The following is a 25404-nucleotide window of genomic DNA, read 5'->3' on the forward strand; positions in this document are numbered from 1 at the left end:
AGCCGTCCGCGCCTGCGGGGGCCGGTCGGGTCGGGCGCGGTCGGTCTACTTGATGCCGGTGTTGGCGATGCCCTGGATGAAGTGGCGCTGCAGGGCGAGGAAGAGCAGGATGATCGGTGTGACGACCGTGACCGCCCCGGCCAGCAGCAGGCCGTAGTTGGTGCCGTTGGCTCCCACGGAGAAGAGTGCGAGGGCGACGGGCAGCGTGTAGTGGTCCTCGGTCTGCGCGACGACGAGCGGCCACAGGAAGTTGTTCCACTGCGCGAGAAAGGTGAGGATCGCCAGCGTCGCCAGCGCAGGCTGTGTCAGAGGAAGGATCACCCTCAGGAAGATCCGGGATTCGCCCGCACCGTCGAGGCGCGCCGCCTCGACGAGGGCGTCCGGGATGTCCTGGATGAACTGCCGCATGATGAACACGCCGAACGGTGTCACGAGGAAGGGCAGGACGAGTCCGAGGTAGGAGTTGCCCAGGCCCATGTTGCTGACGAGCACGAACAGCGGGACGAAGGTCGTGACGCCGGGGATGATCAGCATGGTGAGGACGAGGCCGAACAGCAGACGCTTTCCCGCGAACTCGATCTTCGCGAAGGCGTATCCGGCCATCGAGCAGAACAGCAGATTTCCCAGAACACAGGCCACCGCGACGAGTGTGCTGTTCAGGAAGTACAGTCCGAAGTTCTGCTTCGACAGCAGCTGTTCGAAGTTGGCGAGGGTCGGGGACCGGGGGATCCAGGAACTCGGATGGGCGACGATCTCACCCGTCGGTTTCACCGAGCCGAGGAACATCCAGGCAAAAGGCGCCAGCGTCGCGAGGAGTCCCAGCACGAGAGCGCAGTAGAGGACGACACGAGCCGTAGGGACGCGCCGGGGCGGACGTCGGTCCCGGAAAGCCGGACCGGTCGTTGCGGTGGGGGCGGTCATGTCAGGCCTTCGCTCGGAAGATGCGGAACTGAAGAAGGCTCAAGAGAGCTATAGCGGTGACCAGCACATAGGACGCGGCCGAGGCCATTCCGTAGTTCCCGAAGCCGAACTGCTCGTAGGCGTAGTAACTGATCGACGTCGTGCTGTCCAAGGGGCCGCCGCTCGTCATGACGAACGGTTCCTCGAAGAACTGGAGGTAGCTGATGCTGAGCAGAACGGCGACGACCAGCGTGGCGGGCCGCAGCAGCGGCAAGGTCACGCTGCGAAAGGCACGCCAGCGGGACGCGCCGTCCACAACGGCCGCCTCGTGCAGCTCGGGAGGTATCGACTGCAGTCCCGCCAGGAAGATCACCATGGGGATGCCGAAGTGCCGCCAGACCGCCATGAGGATGAGGGCCGGCATGGACCAGTTGGGATCGTTCAGCCAGTCCGGCCCCGAGATCCCTACGAGCGTCAGGGCCGAGTTGATCATCCCGTCAGGCTTGTAGAGGTACCTCCACACGACCGCTATCGCCACGATGCTCGTCACGACCGGAGCGAAGTAGGCGACCCGGAAGAAGCCCTTCGCCCGCTGGATCCCGGAGTTCAGAGCGACGGCGATCGCAAGGGATATCACCATCGTCAGAGGGATTCCCACAGCGACGAAATAGAGCGTGTTCAGAGCGGCGCGGACGAAGGTGGGATCGGCGAACAGCGTGACGTAGTTCTCCAGGCCGACGAAGTTGACGCTGAAGGGCGTCTCCACGTCCTTGCTGGTGATGTCGGTGACGCTCATCGACAGTGACGAGAGGACCGGCCAAAAGCCGAAGGTGGCGAACAGCAGGACGAAGGGCGAGCAGAAGGCCCAGGCGACCAGTGTGCGCCGCAGGCGTCCGGAACCGCCCCTCGACCCCTGGGGCCGCTGCCTGGTGGAAGACCTCTCGCGTGCGGGTTCCACGGAGGTGGTCGTGGTCATCGAGGCCGCCCCGTTCCGATCGAGGACGCCTTCGCCTGGACCCGTTCCAGAGCCGCCTCGGGCGATGAGACACCCTTGGCCACCTTCTCGATCTCGGCATCGAGGACCGCGGTGATCTGCTTCCACGTCGTGACGTTCGGGGTGGGCAGCGCGGTCTCCAGCTGGGAACGGAAGACGGCCAGCGTCGGATCCGACTTGAGCTTCCCCTCACTCCAGGCCGTCTGCACGGCGGGAAGGTCCCCGGACAGTTCGTACCAGTCCTGCTGGACGTCGGGCCGGGAGAGCCACCGGACGAACTTCCAGGCCCCGTCGCGGTTCTTCGCCTCCTTGAACACCGACCAGTGCCCTCCCCCGATGTAGCCGGCGTTGGACTTCGGCCCCTTCGGGAGCGCGACGACCCCCACCTTGTCCTTGACGAAGTCCGCCCCGCCCGCCTCCTTCAGCAGGGCCGTCTCCCAGGGGCCCGAGATGAGTGCGGCGGTGGAACCGTCGACGAACTGCGGCTCGATCTCCCCGAGGCTCACCGGCCCGTTGCGGCTCGCGGTCTTCGACGTGAAGAACGACTGGTAGCGCTTCATCCCCTCGCGGGCCTCGGGCGTGGTGAAGGTGAATTCGGTGCCGTCCTCGTTCATCAGGTTCGCACCTGCCTGCCACATGAAGGGCAGCACGCTCTGCCAGCTCTGCGCCACGCCGGTGGGCAGCGACAGACCCCACTTCGCGCCCTCCTTCTGGAGGGCCTTGAGGAACGGGCCGTACTCCTGCCAGGTCTTCGGCGCGGACACTCCGGCAGCCCGTGCCAGGTCCTTGCGGTAGAAGAGGGCGCGCGTCTCCACGTACCAGGGGACGGCGTACGTGCCTCCGTCGAAGGTGGTGCTCCGGGCGGCGCCGCGGTAGAAGGACGAGGTGTCGACGAGGCCCGTCGGCACCTGCTCGAGTCCGCCGGTCGAGGCGAAGTTCGTCAGGTCGGCGGATCCGACGAGGGTGGCGTCGGGCGTGTCCTTGGAGGCGATCGCCGTCTCGACCTTCTTGGCGTAGTCCTGCCACGGGATGGCAGTGACCTGCACTTTTGCGTCCGGGTTGGCCTTCTCGAACCGCGCGGCCAACTCGGGCAGGCGCTCGCCCTCGGTGCCCATGGCCCAGACGCTGATGTGTCCCTTGGCCTGTGAGGTGCCGACGGGAGCGCCCTTGGCGCCCACGCCTCGTTGTGTATCGGACCGGCCGCAACCGGCCAGAACCAGTGTGGCGGTCAGACCGCCGATGAGCGCTTTCGACAAATGTGAGGTGAACATCATCGTCCGTCTCCTCTCCACCCGTGGATGCGTGAGCGGCTCTACCGCACGTCGTGGTGGGTCAGCGAGACGGTACAGCGAAACCCGAACAGATGCCATAGTTTCAGCGATGGCGACGACGGTGGACTCTGTTTCGGCCACTGCTCAGCACCGCCCGCTTAGGCTTGGGGCATGACCGAGAAGACGGCGGCCCGTCCGGCCACTCGCCGAGGCCCATACGCCAAGAGCGCACAACGCAGGGTCGAGATCGTCGCCTCAGCTACCGCTGTGTTCGCGGCTCGCGGTTACCGGGGAGGGTCCCTGCGGGAGATCGCCAAGCAGCTCGACCTGAGCCTGACCAGCGTCGTGCACCACTTTCCCAGCAAGAGCGAGCTCCTCGTGGCCGTCCTCGAAAACGCCGATTCCGCGAGCATCGACTCCTTCGAGTCGGACAGCCAGGGAAAGGGTGTGGTCTACGCGGTCCTGCGGTACGTCCGCCGCAACCTGGAAAGGCAGGAGATGCTGCGGCTCCTCGCCTTGATGGCCGCGGAGGCCTCGGCTCCCGACCACCCGGCGCACGAGTGGTTCCGTGACAGGTACGAGCGGGTCGTCACCGCTTTCACGACCGCGGTACGCCGGGACCAGGACCTGGGTCGCATCTCGAACCGGAGGAACCCCGAACTGATCGCGGCGGCCCTTGTCGCGATGTGGGACGGCCTCCAGCTCCAGTGGCTCATCGACCCGCGGCGTGATCTCTTGGCGGGGGTATCGGCCGGCTTGGAGGATCTGCTGGGCGCTCCCGCCGCCGGTGACCCACACCCGTAGCAGCACGTCGCGCCCTTCCGGACCAGACCGCCGCGTCACCCGCCTTGGACCATCGGTCGCGACCGGCACGCGACCGGCCGCTGCTCGCGCATCTGAACGAGCCTGGGATGCGGACGGGCGAGTGCCAGACCGTACGTTCCCATCCGTGCCGCTCCGGTGGATCGACGCCGAGGTGGATCGTCAGGCCGGTGGTGGCTCCATCTCAGCGCACCTCTCCACTCGTTGAGGCTGTCAGTGCCCCGCCGGCGGGGCGACCATGTGTGTGTCTCTCACCTGGCTCTCGCTGTCCCGCGAGGGGCCCGACCGCTTCAGCCGGGGGCGGCGGCGTCGTTCACGTCGGCGCACAGTCCCGCTCGGCGGCCGGTCACGCACCACTTGTCAGGCTCGTGCGAACCGGAAGATCCGCGCACACGGTGCCGACTTCAGCCTCGCCGGAAACCGCCCCTGTTGGTCGAGCACTGCTCTTGCGTGTCCGGCCCGGGCGTCAACGGGCCCGTCATGGTTCGCAGCCGCTCAGCCCGATCGCCTTGCGTCGCTTCCGGATGGACGATGGGTACGGAACCCGTCCGACAGTCGATGGCCAGCAGGTGCGCCGCACCTCCATTCAGCGCGATGGGTCTTACCGGCCTGCCTGCTCTGAACAGAGCCGCAGAGTGCGCCGGACCGGTAAACAGGGGCCATGAGGCTGCCGGGAGGCGCAGGAAGCTCCTGAAGGCATGCGGGCCTGCGGGATCAGGGCTGATCGCTGATGGCTCGATAGGCCGCGGTGAACAGGGTGTAGCACAGGTCGATCAGTTCTTCGACGGTGGCGTTCTGGTGGCCGAGGGTCCAGTCCACGAGGAGTTCGTTGACTCCCCCGACCAGGCTCATCGCGGTCATGGTGAGCCGGCTGGAGGAGGCTTCCGGGTCAGGGAGCGGTGCGACGACGACGGCGGCGATCAGTGCGGCGAATTCGTGCAGGACCTCACGGCGGCGCACTTCGAGGCGGGGGCTGGCGCCCACGACCTCGATGAGCACCACGCGGGCCATGCGGGCGTCGCCGGCCAGTGTGCGGATGAACACCTCGAGGCCGGCGCGCAGCTGGGCGTCGACATCGGGTGCGGTAGCGGCTGCGGCCTGTGCGGTTTCGGTTTGGATCGTAGTGATCAGCTCGTTGTAGACCCCGGCGAGAAGGTCTTCGCGGTCGCGGAACGACTCGTAGAAATAGCGCTCGGTCAGTCCGGCATGCGAGCACACCTGCTTGACGGAGACCGAGGTGTATCCGACCGTGCCGAACAGGTCGAGGCCCGCCTGGATGAGGCGCGTGCGGCGCTCCTGCTGTCGTTGCGCCGCGTCGCGTCCGCCGTAGCGCCGCCCGGCGGTCTGTGTGCCGGTCATTTTTCCCCTTCGCAGAGGTGTTGACACCGGTGTACTCCGAACTGACACTCTAGCTTGTCAGTTCATCTGACACGGCATCGTGTCAGAAGGTGCGTGGGGGCCGCTTGCCGCTCAGCGTTCCGCTCATGCTCAGGGCAAGAAAGGGGCTCGATCGTGGCAGCACCGCCCAAATACCCGTACACGTTCAGCCGAGAAGACCGCGACAGGCTCCCCCGCACACAACCGCTGACCGGCCGAGTGATCGCGGTCACCGGGGCGGGCCGCGGAATCGGGCGCGCGGTCGCGGCCCGGCTCGCCGCAGCCGGAGCCGCCGTGGCGATCGGCGATCTCGACGAAGCGCTTGCCATGGAGACGGCTGGTGCCATCGGCGCGCATCCCGGTGGCCGGCTGCTCGGGCTGTCTCTCGACGTCACCGACACACCTTCCTTCGAGGACTTCCTGCGCACCGTCGAGACCTGGCTGGGGCCGATCGACGTACTGATCAACAACGCCGGAGTCATGTGGGTGGGCCCCTCCGAGGAGGAACCGGAGGAAGCCGCCCTGCGCCAGTTCGACGTCAACGTCCACGGCGTACTGCGAGGGATGAAACTCGTGATCCCGGGGATGCGGAAACGCGGTCGCGGCCACGTGGTGAACATCGCCTCCGCCGCCAGCAAGGTCGCCCCGGCCGGCGAGGCGACCTACGCGGCGACGAAGCACGCCGTCCACGGCTACAGCACAGCCGTCCGCGCCGAACTGCGCGGCACCGGCGTGCACGTGTCCTTGGTGATGCCCGGCGTCGTGGACACCGAGCTGGCCGTGGGCACCGCGACCGGCCCCACCCGACGCCTGACGACGGATCAGGTGGCCGACGCGGTGCTCGACGTCGTGCTGCGCCCGCGGTTCGAGGTCTTCGTTCCACGCCAGATAGCCGCCCTGACCCGGCTGGCCGCGTTGCTGCCGGGCCGTGCCCGCGACGCCCTGCATCACCTCCTTGTCCCCGACCAGCTCGCCGCCCTGTCCGACCGGTCGGTCCGCGCGGCCTACGAGCAGCGCACCTGGACCGCCCGCCATCCCGAAGGATGAGCCCGTGACCACCACGCCCAAGCCGGCGCCCAGCGCGAAGAAGGCCCAGGACGCCGCCGCTCCGCGTCCCATCCCCGAATTCGAAGGTGTCCACGACGTATGGCCCCGTGGTGACCGGCTGCGCGCCGTGCGCAGCGCCGCGGCCGCCTACCGTGAGCGGTTCGTCCAGCAGGGCCGCATCCACGCCGTCCGCAGTTTCGACATCGCCGCCGCCCCGTACCCGACCCGGTTCGGCTTCCACGGCGCCGCGCTCGCCCTCAACCCGTTCGTGAGCATTGTCAACCGGATGCTCGTCGTGCAGTTCGACGGCTTCGACGGTGAGCCGAAAACACTGGTGTGGGAGCCGACCGTCGCCGCCGGAACGGCTCAAGCGCCGTTCTACGCCCAACTCAAGCGTCTGGCGGGGGACTTTCTCACCGAGCACGTCTTCGCCCGCTACTACCAGGACCCGAACACCGTCCTGCCCTCCTGCGGTCTGCGACCCGAGGACGTGGACTTCGTCAGCTTCGACCACCTGCACGTCCAGGACGTGCGCATGATCATGGGAAGTACCAGCATCATTCCCGGCGAACGGGCACCCCGGGAAGCGCTGTTCCCCCGCGCCCAGCTGTTGGTGCACCGCAGGGAGCTGGGCACCTTCGAATCGACGCATCCGATGCAGTGGGCCTGGTACGTCGACGGAGGCATGGACGGGGTACCGGCCGAGCGCGTCACCGCCTTCGACGGCGACGTCGAACTCGGTGTCGGCGTCAGCCTGCTGTGGACCCCCGGCCATACGGACGGCAACCACTCCCTGGTGCTGAACACCCCCGACGGCGTGTGGGTCTCCTCCGAGAACGGCATCTCGGCCGACAACTGGCAGCCCGAGCTCTCCCGCATCCCCGGGGTGCGCCGCCACGCCGCGTTCTACGGCCGTGAGGTGGTGCCCAACGCCAACACCCTGGAGGACTCCCTCGACCAGTACGACTCCATGGTCAAGGAGAAGACCCTCGCCGATCCCAGCCGGCGCGATCCGCGCTGGCTGCAGATCCTGCCCTCCTCGGAGCTGGCCCCCTTCAAACGGCACTGGCCGGTGCTGCCCAGCTTCCTCCACGGCGGTCTGAACTACGGCGAACTGACCCCCGCCGGCGGTGGCCGATGACCGACCCGGCCGCCCTCCGGATCGCTGCGGACGGCGTGGAGTTAGCCGCCTACCAATGGGGAGAGTCCACGGCTCCCCCGGTGGTGCTGGTCCACGGCTATCCGGACACCAGCGCCGTGTGGCGCCCGGTCGCCGAGCGCCTGGCCGATCGCTTCCACGTCACCGCCTTCGACGTGCGGGGAGCCGGTGCCTCCCACCGGCCCAGGGGGCTGAGCGCCTACCGGATGTCCCGCCTGGAAGCCGACCTGGAGGCGGTTCTCGACGCCGTGAGCCCCGACCGCCCGGTGCACCTGGTCGGACACGACTGGGGATCGATCCACTCCTGGGAGTCGGTCACCGGCACTCGCCTGGCCGGGCGGATCGCCTCGTTCACCTCCATCTCCGGACCCTGCCTGGACCACGTCGGCCACCTGATCCGTGCCCGCCTGCGGCCGCGACATCCGGATCTGCCGAAGCTACTGCGGCAGGCCGCACGGTCCTGGTACATCGCCTACTTCCACCTTCCGCTCCTGCCCGCGCTGACCTGGCGAGCACTGGGACACCGCTGGCGCACCTTCCTCACCGGCTCCCAAGGCGTGCCCGAGCACACCCCCTACCCCGCGCCGACGCTGGCCCGCGACGCCGCGCGCGGCACCGCCCTGTACCGCGCGAACATGCTGCCCCGCCTGCTGCGTCCCCGGGACCGGCCGACCACCGTGCCGGTTCAACTCATCATCCCCACGCGCGACTTCTGCGTCACCCCGGTGCTGTCGTACGGAGTGGAGCACTGGACGCGCCACATACAACGGCGCCCGATCGACGCCGGGCACTGGGTACAGCTCAGCCACCCCGAGGAGATCGCGTCCCGGATCGCGGAATTCGCCCACCGCGTCGAAGACGGCTCCCGCCGCAATACGGACCACACCGCGCACCCGATCTGACAGCCCAGCAGTAACAGACCGGCAGTACTGGACGACTGCTGACCGCCCCCTCACACACACCGTTCGCTGACGGAGGAGGAACCTGTCATGTTCCGAGCCGCACCTGCCCACCCGGAACGTCCGTCCGAGCCCATCGACCACCACGACCTGGTGTTGCAACCCCGGGACGTCACCTTCGACTGGGGCGCCACCCCGCTGCACTGGCTGCCGGGTGAGCCCTTCGCGACCCACACCTTCGATGTGCTCCACCTCATGCTCCCCGAGCTCGAACGCTGGTTCGTGCGCACCTTCGAGCAGGCACTGCCACTGATCACCGATGACCGGCTGCGCGAGGACGTACGCGGGTTCATCGGCCAGGAAGCGATGCACGCCGAGGCGCACCAGGAGGTCCTGGAGCACCTGCTCGCCAAGGGGCTGGACCCGGCTCCGTACACCCGGCAGTCCGAGTGGATCTTCCGAAGGGTGCTCGGGGACCGGCCGGAGCTGACGCCGGCCGCCGCACACGCGCACCTCCTCCAACGGCTCGCCCTCATAGCGGCCTTCGAGCACTTCACCGCGTACATGGGTCACTGGATTCTCGACAACGGGCACCTGGACCAGGCCGGCGCGGACCCCGCGATGCTCGATCTGTTCCGCTGGCACGGCGCGGAGGAGGTCGAACACCGTTCGGTCGCGTTCGACCTGCTGGTGCACCTCGATCCCCGGTACCGGCGCCGAGTGGTCGGCATGCTCGTCACCGCTCCGGTGCTGACCCGGCTGTGGATCCGCGGAGTCCGCTTCCTGATGAGCGCCGACCCCGAACTCGACGAACGGGTCCAGGTCCGCTTCCGCGACTACCTGGCCGCCGCCCGCAAGGACCTGTTGCCCCGGCCGGGCGCGTTCGCCCGCTCGGTGCTGCGCTACTTCCACCCCGGCTACCACCCGACCCAGGACGGCTCGACTCAGCAGGCGGTCGCCTACCTGGCGGCGTCCCCCGCCGCCCGAGCGGCTGCCCGATGACCCGGCAACCAGTGAGGCATCCCATGGACATCAGCACACCCGTCACCCGGCCGCCGGACCTGTACGGCAGGCCGCGCAGCGACTCCTTCATGCAGAAGCTGGCGGCTTTCAGCGACAACGCGGTCACGCGACTCGCGCGGCGCAGCACTCCTCCCAGGCGCCCACCGGCCACCGAGATGCCCGTGATCCGGGAACTGGTGGTCGTTGCCAAGCACCAAGAGGCCGAGGATGTCGTCTCCCTGCGGCTGGCAACGCCCGACGGGGGAACACTGCCGCCCTGGCAGCCCGGCGCCCACATCGAACTGCACCTGCCCTCCGGCCGCAAGCGGCAGTACTCGCTGTGCGGCGACCCTGCCGACCGGCACCGGTACCGCATCGCGGTGCGCCGTATCGCCAACGGCAAAGGCGGTTCGGCCGAGGTACACGACGCCCTCGGAGAGGGTATGCGGGTCGCCGTCACCGGGCCCCGGAACGCGTTCCCCTTCGCCGCCGAAGCATCCCTCCTGCTCATCGCGGGTGGCATCGGAATCACCCCGATCCTGCCGATGGCTCGGGAAGCCGCCCGACGCGGGCTGGACTGGAGGCTCGTGCACACCGGCCGCAGTCGCGGCTCGATGCCCTTCGCGGCAGAGCTGGCCGAACTCGCCGCCGCAGCCCCTGGCCGGGTCTCCATCCGTCCTGACGACGAGTCCGGCGTGCCCGAAGCAGCCGATCTGCTGTGCGTGAGCCCGGCGGCGGGTGCGGTGTACTGCTGCGGGCCCGCGCCCATGATCGACGGCGTTCGGCGCGCGTTCGGTGGGAGCCGCGCGTCAGCCCTGCACTTCGAGCGTTTCGCCCCGGCCCCGATCGCGGACGGCCGTCCCTTCGAACTTCAGCTGGGCGACACCGGACGGGTTCTGCCGGTGCCGTACGACCGCTCCGCCCTGGATGTTCTCCACGATGCCCTGCCGGACCTGCCGTTCTCCTGCCGCCAGGGGTTTTGCGGCACCTGCCGGGTACGGGTGGTCCATGGCCATGTCGATCATCGTGACCGCCGGCTCACGGCCACCGAACGTGCGGCCGGCGCCATGCTGCCCTGCGTCTCGCGTGCACCGGAAGGAGAGCGGTTGGTGCTGGATGTGTGAGCGATGGCCGAGCATCCGTCGAGGAAGTCTTGCCTGACGCCCTCGCATGCGTAACCAAGGGGTGTTCCGACGAGGACCGAGCCCGCACCCGTCCCCCTTACCGACTGCCGACGGTGTCGGTGAACCTTTTCGCTTTCCGGAGCTGATGGTGGTCAGGCCGGCGGCATGGTTGTCACGCCGGGTGGGGCGCCGGGTTCCACTGCCCGGAGCGGAAGGTTGCTGGTTGGCCGAGCGCCAGGTCCTGAGACCAGGATGCGACTCGGTCGCCCGCCAGGTCGGAATCCATCGGTGACCACTCAGCCGACGATGACCACCCCACCCCCGCGAGGTAGAACACGAGCCGCCGACGGCACCTGATGACGCGTCAGTAGAGTAAGCAAAGGGTTAGCAAGAGTCCTGCCACAGCTGCCCACAGACAGCCAAACCCTGGAACCGCCCCGCACCGGAAACCGTAGCTGCGGCACGCATCCGCTCCCCGCGAGCGGCCGCCAGGCAGGAGACAGCACCCGCCAGCGCGTCACCCACCCAGCACCGAATGATCAGTTGTTTCCGCAGGCCAACGGATCCTTCCCCGCGGCTTCAAAGACGTCGGTGGCAGCTCGGGGGCCGGCAGCGGATCACCGTCGTACCCCTTCACCTCGCCGAACCGTGTCCCTTCCATCCAGTCCCGACGCGCCTGTTCGATCTCTTCTTGAGATCGCCCGATCCAGTTCCAGAACCATTGGATTGCTAGACGTTTCCGCAGGTCAAGAAGGTGCAGGTCCCTCGAAGTCAGCAGAAGTCCGCATTCCAGCGCCCGCCGGCAACCTCGTCGCCGAGGCTGCCCGCCCCGGGATTGTGGCCCGCCTCGCCCCTCTGCCCGTCGAGCCGGGTGCGCGGGAGTTCATCCAGTAGCTGTCGTACGGCCGCCTTCCGCGCAAGGCTCCGGCGAGGCCGGTCAGAGCCAGCGGATCCGCTGCATCCCACGCCTGGGCAGGCGAATGACCCCGATCGCGTTCACACATCTCTTGGACGGAAGGACGCACTTCCGGCCTGTTCGATCAAAACGGCTCGTTCCGCCGAGCAGTTTCCATTCCAGGGCCGCTCCGGGTGCTTTCCGGGGATCTTGTGTGTTCAGGAATCTACGCAGACCGCCCACGGTCGGCAACCCGTACAGCTACGACGCCGATCCCGAGACGCTTCCTCCCCGTCAGCTGCACAGGCGGCAGCTCAGACATATCAGCGCGATTCGTCGCAGGCTGGTGAGAAGTTGCGTCGCGGCCGACAGGCTGTAGTTTCCCACTCTGGCGAACGGCCGGAGCCTCACGCTGCGTTGACGCCTAAGCGGCTGCTCGATCAACACCCTCCGCCTGCGCAGGGAAGCCACGATCCCGTCGACATCGGCCGTACGGCGTCTGCGCACGCAGTAGGCGCGGACCCGCCCGCCCCGTGCATCGTGCCTGCCGGGCGATAGGGCCAGCGGGAAGTATCAGCCAAGACTGCCTTCCTGTACCAGGAAAGTGCCTCCTCGTGGTTGGCTTGTCGCGTTGTGAGGAATGCTGTGAGGTGGAGCGCAGATGTGTTGCCTTGCTGGGCGAGTTTCTTCGCGCACGACACTGCTTCGTCAACTCGCCCGTGTTGTTCAAAAAGCCCTGCCATGCGCCAGAGGGCGAAGACATGCGCCGCGCGGAACGGGGGGCACCGAAGCTGCTGGGCTATTGCGGGAGCAGAAGCTTTTGGTCGGGTCGCTGCCAGAACAGCGGCCGGCCCGATTGATCGGTTGCGGACCTTCGGGATGGCGTCTCACACCAAACTTTCTCAGCCAGCAGCGCTCCGGCGACGACACGACGGACACTGCGCCGTTGACACGGCGAACACGACGAGACCGCGAGGGTATGTACTGACAGGTGTCTGCCTCGGGCAGGCGCTGGCCGCGATGCTCGTGGCATGACCAAAACGAGTGTCCCGATCACCGTCTTCGCCCGTACAACGTCCAGCCCCGCGCACACCTACCAGGTCATCGTGCCGATCGACCTCGCCCAGGTGTTCAAGCCGTGGGGACCGTTCCCCGGCGTCGCGGAAGTGCGCGACCAGACCGGCACCTGGAACCGGCCGGGGACGTCGCGCCAGACCTGGTTCACCGACGGCTCCAAGGCCGACGAGCGGCTTACCGAGATCGCGGAGGGGCACGGGTTCGCCTATGAGCTGAGTGGCTTCACCAATGTGCTGGCCAAGCTGATCTCCGGGGTGCGCGGCGAGTGGTCGTTCCTGCCCGATGGCACCGGCACGTCGATCCGATGGACGTACGACTTCCGGCCGCTGCCAGGCCGCCGCTGGATCGTCGCGGGGCCGTTCAAGCCGCTCTGGGCCCGCTTCATGCGCGCTGCACTCACCAGGATGGTGACCGTGGTGCAGGAAACACCCGGTGGCATCATGGAGGAGTGAGCGACCTGAGCTTCGGCGTCTTACTGCGCGGCTGGCGCGACCGCCTCGACCCGGCCGATGCCGGCTACGCCCGGTCGGCCCGCCGCCGCGCCCCTGGCCTGCGCCGCGAGGAACTCGCCGAGCTCGCCGGTCTCTCCGTCGAGTACGTGCTGCGCCTGGAGCAGGGCCGGGCCACCAATCCCTCCGCGCAGGTGGTCTCGGCCGTCGCCCGCGCGCTGCGGCTCACCCCGGCCGAACGCGACCGGTTCTTCCGCGCTGCCGGCCTGCTCGCCCCGCGCGACCATACCGTCGGCACTCACGTGCCCCCGAGCATCCGCCGCCTCGTCGCCCGCCTCGGCGACCTCCCAATCGGCGTGTTCGCCGCCGACTGGAGCCTGCTGTGGTGGAACGACATGTGGACGGCTCTGCACGGCGACCCGTCCGGCCTGGCGCCCGCCGAACGCAACCTCGCCCGCGCACTCTTCGGCACGGGAGAGGGGCGCTGGCACCTGTACCCCGTCTCATCGTCGGCCGGACAGTACGCGTTCGAGACGGCGATCGTCGCGGACCTGCGCGAAGCGGTCGCCCGCTATCCGACCGACCCGGAGCTGGCCGCGCTCGTGGACGGGTTGCGCAGGGCCTCGCCGTTCTTCGGTGAACTGTGGGCCGTGGCGGGCATGGAGCAGCTGGCTGGGGACGTGAAGACGATCAGCCATCCCGAGCTTGGCGATGTCACCCTGGACTGCGACGTGCTGACCTTGCCGGGAGTCGACCTGCGCATCGTCACCTACACAGCGGCCCCGGGAACCCGCGGCGCCGACCAACTCGATCTCATGCGCGCGTCCCGGCTCAGCGAAGCCCGCTGACAATCGGGGCGCCGAGGAACTCATTCGGCATCTGGCCGTTCATCGCAAACATCCTGCGGGGTGCCAAACCCAGTCGCGCGCGAGCCCGTATTTTCCGGACGCTCACGAGCTCGGCCATAATCGCACGCGCGTACGCAGGCGTGACAGGCCGCACTTCAGGCTTGCCCACTACTGGGCAGCGGCGGCTGCCCCGCCCAATCAGCATGGGCACTTCCCTGATCGCCTGTGCTGAAAGGACGGTGCCCGATGGATGCGCCTCTGCACGCAGAGCCCTTGGACGTACCCGCCGAACTCGCCCTCGTGGCGATCGACATGGAGAAGTACAGCCAGATCCCCGAGGCGAGGATGGCCGCCGCCCGGTGCGACGTGGACGACGTCGTGGCGACCGTACTCGCCGAATGTCAACTGCCCGACCCACAGGAACTTCCCGGCGGCTACAAGGACAGTGGTGATGGGGGCGATCCTGCTGTTCCCGCCCTTGGTACTGGCCCGGCTCATGGACCCGCTGCTGGGCCGACTGAATGCGGCGTTGGTGCGCTACGAGGGGCAGCGTCTGGCCAGTAGTCCCGTCCTGCGACTCCGGGCCAGCGTGCACGTCGGCCCTCTGTCCCTGCCAGACCACCGCGGTAACGCCATCAATGACACCACCCGGCGGATCCCGCGCGCATCAGTGCAGGTCAACGGTGTGACTGAGGATGGCAAGAGCTCAATGACTGAGTCAAGCCACTTACAAGTCTTTCGAAATAAGCCATGTGTCATGTCATGTCTGCGCAGTTACCGCGAATGATGGAGCCCATCGCACCAGACGACGACAAGGAGTGGGTGAGGTGGCAAGCCTGATCAGGCGCCAGGAGTATCCGGTGAACGTGGACTACAACGGATGGGCCTTGCAGGACTTCGACGACACGCAGGTTCCTGTGCTGTTCCCTGAGGGTTTCGAGAACGGCACGTTCCTCACTGCTCACCCTGGGCGCCTTGATTTCTACAGTGCCGGGCCCACCCACACCGCGTCCCTGACGGTGGAGATCTGGGACGGGGAGCCTGCAGTGCCGGCCGGAGAGTGGGACGAGACAGCTTTGGCAGGCATCGTTTGTTCTTCGGGCAAGTTGCGCGCCAGGGGGATGGCGGCAGGACCGATGCTAAAGGCGATCGAGTTGTCGGACGGGCCGGGCGTCTGGACGGTGCGAGTGGTGTGCACCGGCCGCGAGGCGGCATCTGCGCAGACCCAGCACGGTGTGGTGCACGGAGTCGAGCGCTACATCGCACAGTTCTGGCCGAACGCCTAGCTTGCTGATGGCGGCTCGCATCTCCCGAGCCGCCCCCGCACCTGGCCAAGGGCTCCTACGAAGTGATCTCGCCAGTGCGAGGTGCAATTCGCCCCGTTCGATTAGCTGGTAAAGATGGCTAGTTGATACCTGCCGCTGCATCCGCGCACCCTCCCATGGGTCGTGGTGAGCGAATGGGCTGCGCGGATCCGCTCCTGGATCACGCAACCAGTCGGCAAGCGCACGATCGTTACGCCGCACGGCGTCCTCGACCTGCTGTTGCAGCCACCTCATTTGGGTAGCGAAGGGCCCGTAGAAGAAGTCATCGGCATCTGCGGGAGGGGTCTTCGCCATTGCTCGGTACGCGCGTTCTCGTAACTCGTCTGCCCGGCTCCTGAACGTCGACTCGTCGACCCCGACTCCCATGGAGACGTCTTGGCAGGCACGCCTCAGATAGTCACGGCACCACCCAGGGCCGCTTCCTCGACCACCCCGACTGCGCACCGGTCCTGGAGAGCGCCGCACGCCTGGACGTACCGCTCTACCTGCACGCCGGTGTTCCAGGAAGCCCGCGGTCGTGTCGCCCGATCCGGATACGGGGCGGACGGCCGGAGGCCCACCGATGCGGCGGCGGAGCCGGGGCGGCGGGCTGACGCGAGGGTACGAGGGGACACTCGCTGCCAAGTATCAATCTACTTGATGCCAGCTCAGGTGCCGTATTATCGGGGCGTGAGACAGGACGATGAGGGGCCGATCGCTGCCGACGCCCTGGACCGGGTGACCTGGGCGCTGCGGCGTGCGGAGTGGGCCGTGCAAGCGCGCAAGGATCAGCGGCTGCGGCCGCTGGGCCTGGCAGCCGCGCAGTACGCCGTGCTGATGAGCGTCCACAGACATCCCGGCATGACCGGCGCGGAGCTGGCCCGCCATCTGAGCGTCACCCCACAGGCGGTGGCCTCCCAGGTGGCCCGCCTGGAGGAGCGGGGCCTACTGGAACGCCGACCCCACCCGCGCCACCGCCATGTGCAGGAGCTTCATCTCACCGACACCGGCCGCGACGTCCTGCGCCCTGCCGATGCCGTGATCGTGGAGATCGAACAGCGGATCGCCAAGAAGCTGGGACCCGAGAAGACCGCGCAACTGAGGGAACTTCTCGATGAGGTGGGCGACGTGCTCCGGGAGGCGTGACGGGTCCGGCACCCATCAGCGCCATCGTGCTGTCGCGCCACGTTCAGCCGCAGCCGTACGGCCTCCACCCGAAGCGGGGAGTGAAGCCGCCTGGTAGCCGGATGCGGTTTCCGGCCGTCACTCACGAAGCCTCCCCTTCGATCAGGGAGGTTCGATCAGGGCGAGGAAGATGTCTTCGGGGCGGCGGTAGAGACCGGGCTCGTTCGGTGGCTCGCCGTCGGTGCCGACGGCACGCCGTCGCCCGGGCCGGTGATCTGCGCAATCGGCCTGCCTGCCGCAACCGTCCCCCGGTCCATCACAGCATCCCGGCCGACCAGGCGGCCGCCGGCGTCGGCCGGGCGGTGGATGGGGCCGGTGCCTCGCGACAGGGGCAGACCGGTGCCGTGGTTGGTCCGGGCGATGATCTCCGCCGTGATGGACACCGCTGTCTCCTCGGGCGTGCGGGCGCCGAGGTCCAGGCCGATCGGGGAGTTCAAACGGGCCAGTTGTTCCTCGGGGACGTCGGCCTCGCGTAGCAGGTCGATACGCCGGTCGTGTGTGCGTCGGGAGCCCATGGCGCCGACGTAGCCGACGGGCAGGGTCAGCGCCAGCCGCAGGAGCGGAATGTCGAACTTCGTGTCGTGCGTGAGGATGCAGACGGCGGTGCGGGGATCGACTTCGGTGGCCGCGAGGTAACGGTGGGGCCAGCCGGTGACGACCTCGTCGGCGTGCGGGAAGCGGGCGGCGGTTGCGAAGACCGGGCGGGCGTCGCAGACGGTGACCCGGTAGCCGAGGAAGCTCCCAGCCTGGCTGAGGGCGGCGGCGAAGTCGATGGCGCCGAAGATCAGCATGCGGGGGCGGGCCGCGTGGACGTGTACGAGGACGGTGAGCTTCCGTGGGCAGGTGCTGTCCCCCGGGCTCTCGGCTTCTCCCCCACCACCGCCGACCTCGATCCGGGCGGTGCGGCCCGCCCGCAGGAGCGCACGGGCCTGCTCGACGACCGCCCGGTCCTCGTTCTCTTCGCCGAGAGTGCCGTCGTGGGCCCCCTCGTCGGGGACGTGGAACGTACGGCCGACTAGTTCACCAGGGCCGTCGATGACCTGGGCCACGGCGCAGGAGCGGCCCGCGAGTACGGCTTCGAGGGCGGCGACGAGGTGGGGCTCGGCGCCGGGTTCCACGCGCTGGACCAGGACGTCGATCTCGCCGCCGCAGGTCAGGCCGACGGCGAAGGCGTCGTCGTCGGAGTAGCCGAACCTGGCTCGGGCGGGGGCACCGCGGTCGGCCAGCATCTGTTGGCACAGTTCGTAGACCGCCGCTTCGACACAGCCTCCGGAGATGCTGCCGACCGCGATGCCGTCCTTGTCCACGGCCAGTGCGGTGCCGACGGGCAGGGGTGCACTGCCGCTGACGTGGACGACGGTGGCGAGGGCGAAGGGGCGGGCCTCGCGGCACCACTGATGCAACGTGTCCGCGATGTTCAGCATGGCGGGCTTTCCGTAAGGGGGACTTGGGGACCGCCGCCGCGCACTGGGAGAGGAGGGCGCGGCGGCGGCCGGGGTACCCGGCAGTGTGGCGTGGTTGGTCGCCGGATACTGGTGGGAGCGCCAGGGTGGGCGGACCGGCCCCACCCGGGCGTTCGTTCAGAGGAGGGCTTCCGGGGTGATGGGCAGTTCGCGGACCCGGCGGCCGGTGGCGTTGAAGACCGCGTTGGCGATGGCGGGCGCCACGCCGACGAGGACGACCTCCCCGAGTCCCTTGACGCCGATCGGGTCGGCCTCGAAGTCCTCCCCCTCGATGTAGATCGCCTTCAGTTCGGGGATGTCGGCGTGGGTCGGCACGAGGTAGTCGGCGAAGTTGGCGTTGACGATCCGGCCGTCGCGGTGGTCGGTGACCGTGTGCTCCAGGAGGGCCTGACCGATACCGCCGACCATGGCCCCGATGGCCTGGCTGTCGGCGAGTCTCGGGTTGATGATCCGGGCGGCGTCGTACACGCCGACCATGCGCCGGACCCGTACCAGGCCGAGTCGGGCGTCGACGGCCACTTCGGCGAAGGTCGCGGCGTAGGCGTAGAAGGAGAACTTCTCCGATTCCGACGCTCCGGCGTACGTGCCGAGCGCTTCGAGGTGGGTGCGGTCGTTGCGGGCCAGGAGCCGCTGGTAGGTCTCCCCGCGCACGGGGTTGTCCTTCACATGCAGACGGCCGCCGCGCACCACCACGTCGGCGGGGTCGACGCCGTGCAGTGGTGACCCCTCGTCCGCGATCGCGAGGGTGATGGCCTGCCCCCGCACCTTGTCGCAGCCGTCCTGGACGCTGGATCCGACGCTGGCCATGGTCTGCGAACCGAAGTGTCCGGCGGCCGGGGGCATCCGGGAGTCGCCGAGCCGGAAGCTCACCCGGCGCATGGGCAGGCCCAGGGCGTCGGCGGCGAGCTGGGTCATGGAGGTGGCGGTGCCGGGTCCCATGTCGCTGGTCGCGGACTGGAGGAGGGCGGTGCCGTCGGCGTCGAGCCGGACGGATGCCTGGGACTGGGATCGTGCGGTGTCGTAGACGCCGGCGGCCATGCCCATACCGATGAGCCAGTCACCGTCGCGCGTCGAGCGGGGCTTGGGCCTGCGGCGCTCCCAGCCGAACTCACGGGCGCCCACGCGGTAGCAGTCGCGCAGGCGGCGGGTGGAGAACGGCAGCCTGATGGACTCGTCGTCGGCGGGTTCGTTGCGCAGTCGCAACTCGATCGGGTCCAGACCGAGTTCGTGGGCGAGTTCGTCCATCGCCGACTCGACAGTGAAGGCGCCGCTGGAGTAGCCGGGGCCGCGCATGAACGTCGGGGTGTTCACATCCAGCGGCACATGCCGGTACACCTGACGGACGTTGGGCGTGCTGTAGAGCATCCGGCCGGCTGCCAGCACGTCTTCGCTGTACGTTTCGTAGCTGGAGGTCTCGGAGCGGACGTCGTGCGCCGACGCGGTCAGGCGGCCCCGGCGGTTACTGCCCAGGCGCAGCGCGTACTCGTATGCCGGCCGGTAGCCCACGCCGAAGTACAACTGCCTGCGGGTGAGCGCCAGTTTGACGGGGCGTTTCACCTCGCGCGCGGCCATGGCGGCGATGACGGAGTGCACCCAGGTGCGGGCCGCGTTGCCGAAGGCCCCGCCGATGAAGGGCGAGATGATACGGACGTTGCCCGGCGGTATGCCGAACTCACCGGCCAGGGTGCGCACGGCGCCCACCACGTTCTGGGTCTTCTCCCAGACGGTCAACCGGTCGCCCTCCCAGCGGGCGACGACGCCGGCCGGTTCCATCGCGTTGTGGTGGTTGCGGGCCGTCCGATACGTCGTCTCCAACCGGACGGCGGCGGAGTCCAGGGCCCCGTCGGTGTCGCCGCGTGCGTAGGTCTCCGGTTCACCGGCGGGGTCGGCGACGCTCATGTCGGTCGAGGGAGGCTGGGCGTCGTAGGAGACCTTCACCAGGCTCGCGGCGTGCTGTGCGGTTTCCAGCGTGGTCGCCACCACGACCGCGACGGGCTGACCGAAGAACCGGATGCGGTCGTCCTGGAAGGCGCGCAGCGGCTCGCCCGGCGGGAATCCCCCTTGACGGGGCGGCAGTTCCGGCGCGTTCAGGTGGTTGATGACGGTGAGGACGCCGGTCTCGGCGAGAGCGGCGCGGGTGTCGATGCCGGTGATGCGGCCCTTGCCGACACTGCTGTCGACGATGACGGCGTGCACGACCCCGTCGGGGTTGTTGTCAGCGGCGTACTTCGCCCGGCCGGTGACCCTCAGTCGAGCGTCGACCCGGGGGACCGCCGCGCCGACGGCTGCCTGTGGCTGGCTCATGCGGTGCCTCCGATGGTGCTCAGCTGGCGTTCGACGGTGCGTTTGAGCAGCTCGGTCTTGAAGCGGTTGTGCGTGAGGGGGCGGGCCCCGTCGGCCGCGTGCCCCACGGCCTCGGCCCACAGCCGGTCGGAGGGGCGTTCGCCGACGAGGGCTTGCTCGACGGCAGGGAGCTTCCAGGGCACGGTGCCGACCCCGCCGACGGCGACCTTCGCCTCGCGGATGACGCCGCCGCGGATGTGCAGCGCGACCGCGGCCGAGGTGAGCGCGAACTCGTAGGACTGGCGGTCGCGCACTTTCAGGTAGCCGGACTTCAGTGGGCGCGGGTGCGCCGGGATCTGCACGGCGGTTATCAACTCGCCGGGCTTGAGGTCCTGTTCGCGGTTCGGGGTGTTGCCCGGCTGGAGCAGGAAGTCGGCGAAGGGCACGGTGCGTTCGCCGTCCGGGCCCAGCAGGTGAACGGTGGCCTCCAGGGCAGCGAGGGCGACCGCGAGATCGGAGGGGTGCGTGGCCACGCAACTGTCGGAGGTGCCCAGGATCGCGTGGCTGCGGTTGTAGCCGTGCAGCGCGGCGCACCCGGTGCCGGGCTCACGTTTGTTGCAGTCGGCGGTGACGTCACGGAAGTACGTGCAGCGGGTGCGCTGCATGATGTTGCCGCCGATGGACGCCATGTTCCGCAACTGGGCCGAGGCGCTCAGCTCCAGCGCCTGCGAGATGACGGGATACAGGGCGCGGACCTTGGGATGGGCGGCGGCCTCGGCCATGCGGACCAGGGCGCCGACGCGCAGGCCCCCGCTCATGGTGACGGTGACCTCGCGCAGTGGCAGGGCGCTGATGTCGACCAGGGTTCCGGGGTGTTCAACGGTCTCCCGCATCAGGTCGACCAGGGTGGTGCCGCCGGCGATGTATCGCCCGCCGCGCCGACCGGCGTTGAGAGCCTCACGCGTGTCCGTGGCCTTGGTGTAGGTGAAGGGATGCATGGCGATCGGCCCTCATTTCCTTTCGGCGGTCTGCTCGACCGCCCGCACGATCTTCACGTAGCAGCCGCAGCGGCACAGGTTGCCGCTCATCCACTCCCGGATCTCCTCCGGCGAACCGGTGTGGCCTTCCTGGATGCACCCGACCCCGGACACGATCTGCCCCGGCGTGCAGAAGCCGCACTGGAAGGCGTCCTGGTCGATGAACGCCTGCTGCAACGGGTGGAGCCTGTCGCCCTTCTCCAGGCCCTCGATGGTGGTGACCTCGGCACCTTCCAGCCGCACCGCCAGCGTCAGGCACGAGTTGACCCGGCGTCCGTCGACCAGGACGGTGCAGGCGCCGCAGGCACCGGCATTGCAGCCCTTCTTCGAACCAGTCAGGTCGAGGTGCTCGCGCAGCAGGTCCAGCAGCGAGGTGCGGTTGTCGATCGTGACGGTGTGGCGGACGCCGTTCACCGTCAAGGAGACGCTGCCGCCGGGCGGTGCCCCGGCGGCGACCGCTTTTTCGGCGCCGAGCGGGGGTGGCGCCGCCACCATGCCACCCGCCACGACGACTCCCCCGAGGGCTGTGGTCGTGGCGATGAAGGTGCGCCGGGAAGGCGCCGAGCAGGACTCGGCGGTTGGTGGCACAGCCGAGTCGGGACGTTCGGTAGACATGCCAACTCCCTTGATGGCGTACGGGTGGCGTCCCGGCAGGGCGTACCGGCGGCCGCGTCGATCCAGGAGGTTCGGGACCCTCGCCCAGCATTCACCGTTGTGAACAATCAAGCAAGCGTAGTTGCATCAAGCATCTTGATACTTGCTCCTCGAGCAGTAGCCCGCGTCGGCAGAACCATGACGGACGGGTGTGCCGGCCCACGGAGGACCTGCCGGTCGGCCGCACGGAGGATGGTGGGCCATGACGCGGGTTTCGCCGGGGCGGGGTTGCGAGCGCAGGGAAGTAAGGCGCCGCTGGAAATCTGGGCGCGGAGGCGATGACCGCGCAGGTAGTGGTGGGCCATGGGCCAGAGCGGTAGCTGGGGGATCGCCGAGACAAGCTCAGAAGGGGCTGCGGGTCGGTCCAGTCGGCGAAGGCGACGGCGGCGTCCCGGATGAGGGGGTGCCGTGGCCTCACGGTCGGTGTAGCAGGGTCCGAGTGTGATCTGCCCTCCTTCAGGTGCGCGGCGATGTCGCCGGTAAGGACGACGCGTTCGCCGGGCAGGGGGATGGCGATGGTGCCGGGGTGTGGCCGGGCATGGCGAGGATGAGGGGGCCCGGGTCGAGTTCGGCATGCGGGTCGGCGTCGGGGTCGGTGAGGACGTCGCCGTCGTCGAGTTAGCGGTGGACCGGACAGGCGGGGCCGGGGGATGTGCCCGGCGAGGCGAGCCATGAGGGGATCTTCGGCGGGCGTGAGGACCGGGGGAACGCCGGTTTGCTGGCCGCCGATGACCGGGGCGTCGGCGCGTCCGGCGCAGACCTGGGCACCGGTCCGCTCGGCGAGTGCCGCAGCGCCTCAGTGTGGTCGTGGTGCCAGTGAGTGAGCACTATGGGAACCAGGTCCTGCTCGGTGCGCCCGGTCCGGCGGATCGCGTCCAGCACCAGGGTGTCGCTACCGGCCTCGCCCGATTCGACGAGAGTGATCCTGCCGACGTGTGGCCAGGACGTGTGGGCTGAGCCGGGTCAGTTCCGGGACGGCAATGTAATGCTCTTTCCGATGAGGCGAACGTGGTGGCGCGGGTACGGGTGACGGCGGTGTGGACCAAGGAATTGCTGATCCTGTTCAGTCGGCGCAGCGGGGCGATGGAGCCGTCCACGATGTCGTCGGCGCATCCGCGCGTGGTCTGCTCGTAGCGGTGCAGGGCGCGCAGATACCGGGTCGGTCGTCAATGCCCATGAGCCCCTCGACGAGGTGGGCCGCTTCGCAGGTCCCGCTGCGTGGTCGACTCCTCGCACGTCAGGGCGTTAAAAGGGGGATCCACACGGGCCCCTCGCCGGTCGACCGGGGCCGGGCCGGGCCGGGCCGGTTCGAAACATCACCTGATCACCGACGGGCACGGCACCCCGCTCGCGGTTCTGCTGACGGGTGGCAACCGCAGTGACGTCACCCAGCTGCTGCCGTTGCTCGACGCGATCCCACCGGTCCGTGGCCGGGTCGGCCGTCCCCGCCGCAAGCCGGACTCGCTCTTCGACGACCGCGGCTACGACCACGACCTTTACCGCAACCAGGTCCGCGAGCGAGGCATCGTGCCAGCCATCGCCCTCCGCGGCACCCGGCACGGCACAGGACTGGGCACCTACCGATGGATGATCGAGCGGACCTTCGCCTGGCTCCACGGCTTCCGACGCCTGCGCATCCGCTGGGAACGGCGGGCCGACATCCATGAAGCGTTCCTCAAACTCGCCTGCTGTCTCATCACCCATCGACAGCTCGGCTCATTGTGTTAGCCGTTGTAAGAGCTGTCCCGTAAATGATCTCAAGAGATTTCGCATTTGAAGGAGAAGATGCAGGAGTTGTCAGAGCCTGTGAACACACCCCAGTCTGCCCAGATCACTCCGTTATGGGCAGGCACTCGGCGAGCAGATCGACGACGTCCCGCCAAGCTCGCTGCGCGTGCTGAGGGTGATAACCGACCCCGGGAAGCACGATGTGGTCGACCGGTGGGTGATGGAAGGCGTGCAAGGCGCCGCCGTAGACCACGAGGCGCCAGTCGACGCCCGCAGCTTGCATCTCGGCGGTGAATGCGTCCCGTTGCGCGGGCGGCATGATCGGGTCTTCTGACCCGACCCCGGCCCACACCGGGCAGTGAATGCGCGCCGTCTCGCCTGGTCGGCCCGTGGTCAGTCCGTTGACTGTCGCGATCGCGCGCAGGTCGACGCCGTCGCGCCCGAGTTCCAGCGCGATTGCGCCCCCGGTGCCGTAGCCGACGGCGGCGATCCGGTCCGGGTCGGTCCGCGGCTCGGCGCGGAGCACGTCGAGCGCCGCGTGGCCGATGCCTCGCATCCGGTCGGGGTCGGCGAGCAGCGGCATGCAACGGGCCAACATCTCCTCAGGGTCGCCCAAATAGCGCCCGCCGTGGAGGTCGAAGGCCAGCGCCACGTATCCCAGCTCGGCGAGCGCATCGGCCCGGCGACGCTCGACGTCGCTGAGCCCTACCCCCTCGGGCCCGACCAGGACCGCGGGCCGGCGGTCGACACCGGCCGGGAGCGCGAGGTGCCCGATCATCGTCAGGCCGTCGGCCGCGTATTCGATCGTGCGCGTTGTAACTGTCGTCATGAGCCTGGACTGTAGTGATCGTCGAGTCCGGTCGGGCCGGTGTTCTGCCGCTGGCAGAAGGCAGGTCCCTGGCGTATTCCGGAACCACCCCGTCAGCGGTTCAGCTCAGAGCCTGTGAACAAACCGCCGTCCGCCCGAAGGGCGGGCGCACCGGACGCCGCTGCGCGCAGACGGGGTTGGTTCACAGGCTCTCACCGAAGGATGACGCTCACACCTCGTTCCTCGAAGATCTCCAGTAGGAGGTCGAACAGCACAAGCTCGCGATCGCCGACGGGCACGCGCTCTGCCAACCGCGTCCGAGCCTCGGCCGAGGAGTCCCAGTGCAAGGTGAACGGAGTGGTCGCGCCCCAGCCGCCTGTCAGACAGTCGTCCAGAGCGTCCAGGTTCCAGCCGAAGTATCCACCGGGTCCGTTGATGGCCTCACCGATCGCGCAGTAGAAGGTGTCCCGGTCGACGACATGCCGGCCGTCCAAGGTGAACACCTGGCCTGCAGGCGCATCGGGCTTCCCCTGGCGTTGGTACTCCCGGGACCACAGGGCCACCGACAGCCACGCGTGTCGGTCCTCGGGCGCGAGTTCGTGCCACATTCCGGTGTGGTTCAGGTGACCGGTGCGAATCAGCTCCCACGGTCGTTCCGCTCCGGGCAGGGCGTTCTCGCACCAGAGCGTCACCGTGAGGTCGACGAGGCGGCCACCGCTGGCGGAGGGCTTGACGTCGATGACGGTGACCTCGTTGACGAAGTAGGACCCCATGGTGGCACCGTCACCGTCGAGGAGCTCGAACCAGGCGTTTCCCGCCACGGCACGACGACTGCCGACGTGGTCAACGCACCTCAGGAGGCCGCCCTGCGGGAGGCAACCCGCGAGGTGCACTCGGCGCGCTCCTTCCTCATCCGGCAGGGGCGTGAACAGCCCCTCGGCCTCGTGAGCGAAGCCCCAGAAATCGCTGTCGTCCTCATCCGAGGTCAGCGCGTACTTCTGCCCCTCGCCGCCCAGCCCCGACGTTCGCATCGCACCCCCCCATGAGAGCGCTGATCTTACCGACGCCGGGGGATCTG

The 25404-nt window shown here is 68.6% G+C and carries 21 protein-coding genes and 2 pseudogenes; 12 read left to right on the plus strand and 11 right to left on the minus strand.

Annotated features, from left to right (window positions below; translation table 11 throughout):
* Positions 1-45 precede the first annotated feature (45 nt).
* From CP976_RS02810 to CP976_RS02820, 3 genes are read right to left on the minus strand one after another with little or no spacing between them, the layout of a single operon-like run.
* Positions 46-921 carry a carbohydrate ABC transporter permease gene (locus tag CP976_RS02810; protein WP_150478849.1) on the minus strand — a complete coding sequence of 292 codons (876 nt, stop codon included), beginning with the start codon at positions 919-921 and terminating at the stop codon, positions 46-48.
* Between the two features lies 1 nt (position 922).
* Positions 923-1876 carry a carbohydrate ABC transporter permease gene (locus tag CP976_RS02815; protein WP_150478850.1) on the minus strand — a complete coding sequence of 318 codons (954 nt, stop codon included), beginning with the start codon at positions 1874-1876 and terminating at the stop codon, positions 923-925.
* Positions 1873-3072, minus strand: a complete 1200-nt coding sequence (locus CP976_RS02820) for a sugar ABC transporter substrate-binding protein (RefSeq protein ID WP_167537259.1) — start codon at positions 3070-3072, stop codon at positions 1873-1875. Before CP976_RS02820 ends, CP976_RS02815 begins: the two co-directional genes overlap by 4 nt.
* Positions 3073-3336: 264 nt before the next feature.
* On the opposite strand from CP976_RS02820, the gene CP976_RS02825 reads away from it, so the two are divergent.
* Positions 3337-3969 carry a TetR/AcrR family transcriptional regulator gene (locus CP976_RS02825; protein WP_150478852.1) on the plus strand — a complete coding sequence of 211 codons (633 nt, stop codon included), beginning with the start codon at positions 3337-3339 and terminating at the stop codon, positions 3967-3969.
* Positions 3970-4701: 732 nt separating this feature from the next.
* Here the strand turns inward: CP976_RS02825 and CP976_RS02830 are convergent.
* Positions 4702-5346, minus strand: a complete 645-nt coding sequence (locus tag CP976_RS02830; RefSeq protein WP_150478853.1) for a TetR/AcrR family transcriptional regulator — start codon at positions 5344-5346, stop codon at positions 4702-4704.
* Positions 5347-5499: 153 nt separating this feature from the next.
* Here CP976_RS02830 and CP976_RS02835 point away from each other — a divergent pair, with 153 nt between their 5' ends.
* From CP976_RS02835 to CP976_RS02855, 5 genes are all read left to right on the plus strand, one after another.
* The gene (locus CP976_RS02835) at positions 5500-6411 is read left to right on the plus strand and encodes an SDR family oxidoreductase (RefSeq protein ID WP_208838924.1); all 912 of its coding nucleotides are present in this window, start codon (positions 5500-5502) and stop codon (positions 6409-6411) included.
* 4 nt (positions 6412-6415) lie between these two features.
* The gene (locus CP976_RS02840) at positions 6416-7552 is read left to right on the plus strand and encodes an MBL fold metallo-hydrolase (protein WP_150478854.1); all 1137 of its coding nucleotides are present in this window, start codon (positions 6416-6418) and stop codon (positions 7550-7552) included.
* Positions 7549-8472 carry an alpha/beta fold hydrolase gene (locus CP976_RS02845; protein ID WP_150478855.1) on the plus strand — a complete coding sequence of 308 codons (924 nt, stop codon included), beginning with the start codon at positions 7549-7551 and terminating at the stop codon, positions 8470-8472. The genes CP976_RS02840 and CP976_RS02845 overlap by 4 nt, the downstream gene beginning before the upstream one ends.
* A gap of 87 nt (positions 8473-8559) precedes the next feature.
* Entirely contained in the window at positions 8560-9471 is a 912-nt protein-coding gene (locus tag CP976_RS02850; RefSeq protein WP_150478856.1) for a metal-dependent hydrolase, read from the plus strand.
* Between the two features lie 23 nt (positions 9472-9494).
* Positions 9495-10595, plus strand: a complete 1101-nt coding sequence (locus CP976_RS02855) for a PDR/VanB family oxidoreductase (RefSeq protein WP_150478857.1) — start codon at positions 9495-9497, stop codon at positions 10593-10595.
* 517 nt (positions 10596-11112) lie between these two features.
* Here CP976_RS02855 and CP976_RS02860 read toward each other — a convergent pair.
* Positions 11113-11313 (minus strand): annotated as a pseudogene (locus tag CP976_RS02860) (hypothetical protein); the annotation flags it as partial.
* 1208 nt (positions 11314-12521) lie between these two features.
* Here CP976_RS02860 and CP976_RS02865 point away from each other — a divergent pair.
* From CP976_RS02865 to CP976_RS02885, 4 genes are all read left to right on the plus strand, one after another.
* Complete coding sequence (locus CP976_RS02865; protein WP_150478858.1) at positions 12522-13019, plus strand: SRPBCC family protein; 498 nt, start codon at positions 12522-12524, stop codon at positions 13017-13019.
* A complete protein-coding gene (locus CP976_RS02870; protein WP_150478859.1) occupies positions 13016-13864 on the plus strand; it encodes a helix-turn-helix domain-containing protein in 849 nt (282 codons plus the stop codon). Before CP976_RS02865 ends, CP976_RS02870 begins: the two co-directional genes overlap by 4 nt.
* An 827-nt stretch (positions 13865-14691) precedes the next feature.
* Positions 14692-15150, plus strand: a complete 459-nt coding sequence (locus tag CP976_RS02880) for a hypothetical protein (RefSeq protein ID WP_150478860.1) — start codon at positions 14692-14694, stop codon at positions 15148-15150.
* A gap of 708 nt (positions 15151-15858) precedes the next feature.
* On the plus strand, positions 15859-16314 hold the full coding sequence (locus CP976_RS02885) for a MarR family winged helix-turn-helix transcriptional regulator (protein ID WP_150478861.1): 456 nt from the start codon (positions 15859-15861) through the stop codon (positions 16312-16314).
* Positions 16315-16469: 155 nt separating this feature from the next.
* On the opposite strand, the gene CP976_RS02890 is transcribed toward CP976_RS02885, so the two are convergent.
* The 4 genes from CP976_RS02890 to CP976_RS02905 all read right to left on the minus strand — a co-directional run bounded on the left by CP976_RS02890 (position 16470) and on the right by CP976_RS02905 (position 21751).
* Positions 16470-17777, minus strand: coding sequence for an XdhC family protein (locus CP976_RS02890; RefSeq protein ID WP_150478862.1), 1308 nt, complete (start codon positions 17775-17777; stop codon positions 16470-16472).
* Between the two features lie 156 nt (positions 17778-17933).
* On the minus strand, positions 17934-20120 hold the full coding sequence (locus CP976_RS02895; RefSeq protein WP_150478863.1) for a xanthine dehydrogenase family protein molybdopterin-binding subunit: 2187 nt from the start codon (positions 20118-20120) through the stop codon (positions 17934-17936).
* A complete protein-coding gene (locus CP976_RS02900; RefSeq protein ID WP_150478864.1) occupies positions 20117-21097 on the minus strand; it encodes an FAD binding domain-containing protein in 981 nt (326 codons plus the stop codon). The genes CP976_RS02895 and CP976_RS02900 overlap by 4 nt, the downstream gene beginning before the upstream one ends.
* Before the next feature lie 12 nt (positions 21098-21109).
* The gene (locus CP976_RS02905) at positions 21110-21751 is read right to left on the minus strand and encodes a (2Fe-2S)-binding protein (RefSeq protein WP_150478865.1); all 642 of its coding nucleotides are present in this window, start codon (positions 21749-21751) and stop codon (positions 21110-21112) included.
* Positions 21752-22798: 1047 nt separating this feature from the next.
* Between CP976_RS02905 and CP976_RS44285 the strand changes: the two genes are divergently transcribed.
* Positions 22799-22924, plus strand: a complete 126-nt coding sequence (locus tag CP976_RS44285; protein WP_268250166.1) for a hypothetical protein — start codon at positions 22799-22801, stop codon at positions 22922-22924.
* Between the two features lie 75 nt (positions 22925-22999).
* A pseudogene (locus tag CP976_RS02915) lies at positions 23000-23518 on the plus strand (IS5 family transposase); the annotation flags it as partial.
* Between the two features lie 103 nt (positions 23519-23621).
* Here the strand turns inward: CP976_RS02915 and CP976_RS02920 are convergent.
* Positions 23622-24347 (minus strand): dienelactone hydrolase family protein, encoded by a 726-nt coding sequence (locus CP976_RS02920; protein WP_150478866.1) that lies wholly within the window; start codon positions 24345-24347, stop codon positions 23622-23624.
* A gap of 191 nt (positions 24348-24538) precedes the next feature.
* On the minus strand, positions 24539-25357 hold the full coding sequence (locus CP976_RS02925) for a barstar family protein (protein ID WP_150478867.1): 819 nt from the start codon (positions 25355-25357) through the stop codon (positions 24539-24541).
* Between the last annotated feature and the right edge of the window lie 47 nt (positions 25358-25404).

Origin of the sequence: Streptomyces coeruleorubidus (genome assembly GCF_008705135.1) — a bacterium.
Taxonomy (GTDB): Bacteria; Actinomycetota; Actinomycetes; order Streptomycetales; family Streptomycetaceae; genus Streptomyces; species Streptomyces coeruleofuscus.

Excerpts from the sequence above, each read along its gene's own strand:
- CP976_RS02810 (WP_150478849.1), bottom strand. The coding sequence starts at position 921 with ATGACCGCCCCCACCGCAACGACCGGTCCGGCTTTCCGGGACCGACGT.
- CP976_RS02920 (WP_150478866.1), bottom strand. The coding sequence starts at position 24,347 with ATGACGACAGTTACAACGCGCACGATCGAATACGCGGCCGACGGCCTG.
- CP976_RS02825 (WP_150478852.1), top strand. The coding sequence starts at position 3,337 with ATGACCGAGAAGACGGCGGCCCGTCCGGCCACTCGCCGAGGCCCATAC.
- CP976_RS02855 (WP_150478857.1), top strand. The coding sequence starts at position 9,495 with ATGGACATCAGCACACCCGTCACCCGGCCGCCGGACCTGTACGGCAGG.
- CP976_RS02925 (WP_150478867.1), bottom strand. The coding sequence starts at position 25,357 with ATGCGAACGTCGGGGCTGGGCGGCGAGGGGCAGAAGTACGCGCTGACC.
- CP976_RS02895 (WP_150478863.1), bottom strand. The coding sequence starts at position 20,120 with ATGAGCCAGCCACAGGCAGCCGTCGGCGCGGCGGTCCCCCGGGTCGAC.
- CP976_RS02865 (WP_150478858.1), top strand. The coding sequence starts at position 12,522 with ATGACCAAAACGAGTGTCCCGATCACCGTCTTCGCCCGTACAACGTCC.
- CP976_RS02830 (WP_150478853.1), bottom strand. The coding sequence starts at position 5,346 with ATGACCGGCACACAGACCGCCGGGCGGCGCTACGGCGGACGCGACGCG.
- CP976_RS02850 (WP_150478856.1), top strand. The coding sequence starts at position 8,560 with ATGTTCCGAGCCGCACCTGCCCACCCGGAACGTCCGTCCGAGCCCATC.
- CP976_RS02890 (WP_150478862.1), bottom strand. The coding sequence starts at position 17,777 with ATGCTGAACATCGCGGACACGTTGCATCAGTGGTGCCGCGAGGCCCGC.
- CP976_RS02845 (WP_150478855.1), top strand. The coding sequence starts at position 7,549 with ATGACCGACCCGGCCGCCCTCCGGATCGCTGCGGACGGCGTGGAGTTA.
- CP976_RS02905 (WP_150478865.1), bottom strand. The coding sequence starts at position 21,751 with ATGTCTACCGAACGTCCCGACTCGGCTGTGCCACCAACCGCCGAGTCC.
- CP976_RS02815 (WP_150478850.1), bottom strand. The coding sequence starts at position 1,876 with ATGACCACGACCACCTCCGTGGAACCCGCACGCGAGAGGTCTTCCACC.
- CP976_RS02900 (WP_150478864.1), bottom strand. The coding sequence starts at position 21,097 with ATGCATCCCTTCACCTACACCAAGGCCACGGACACGCGTGAGGCTCTC.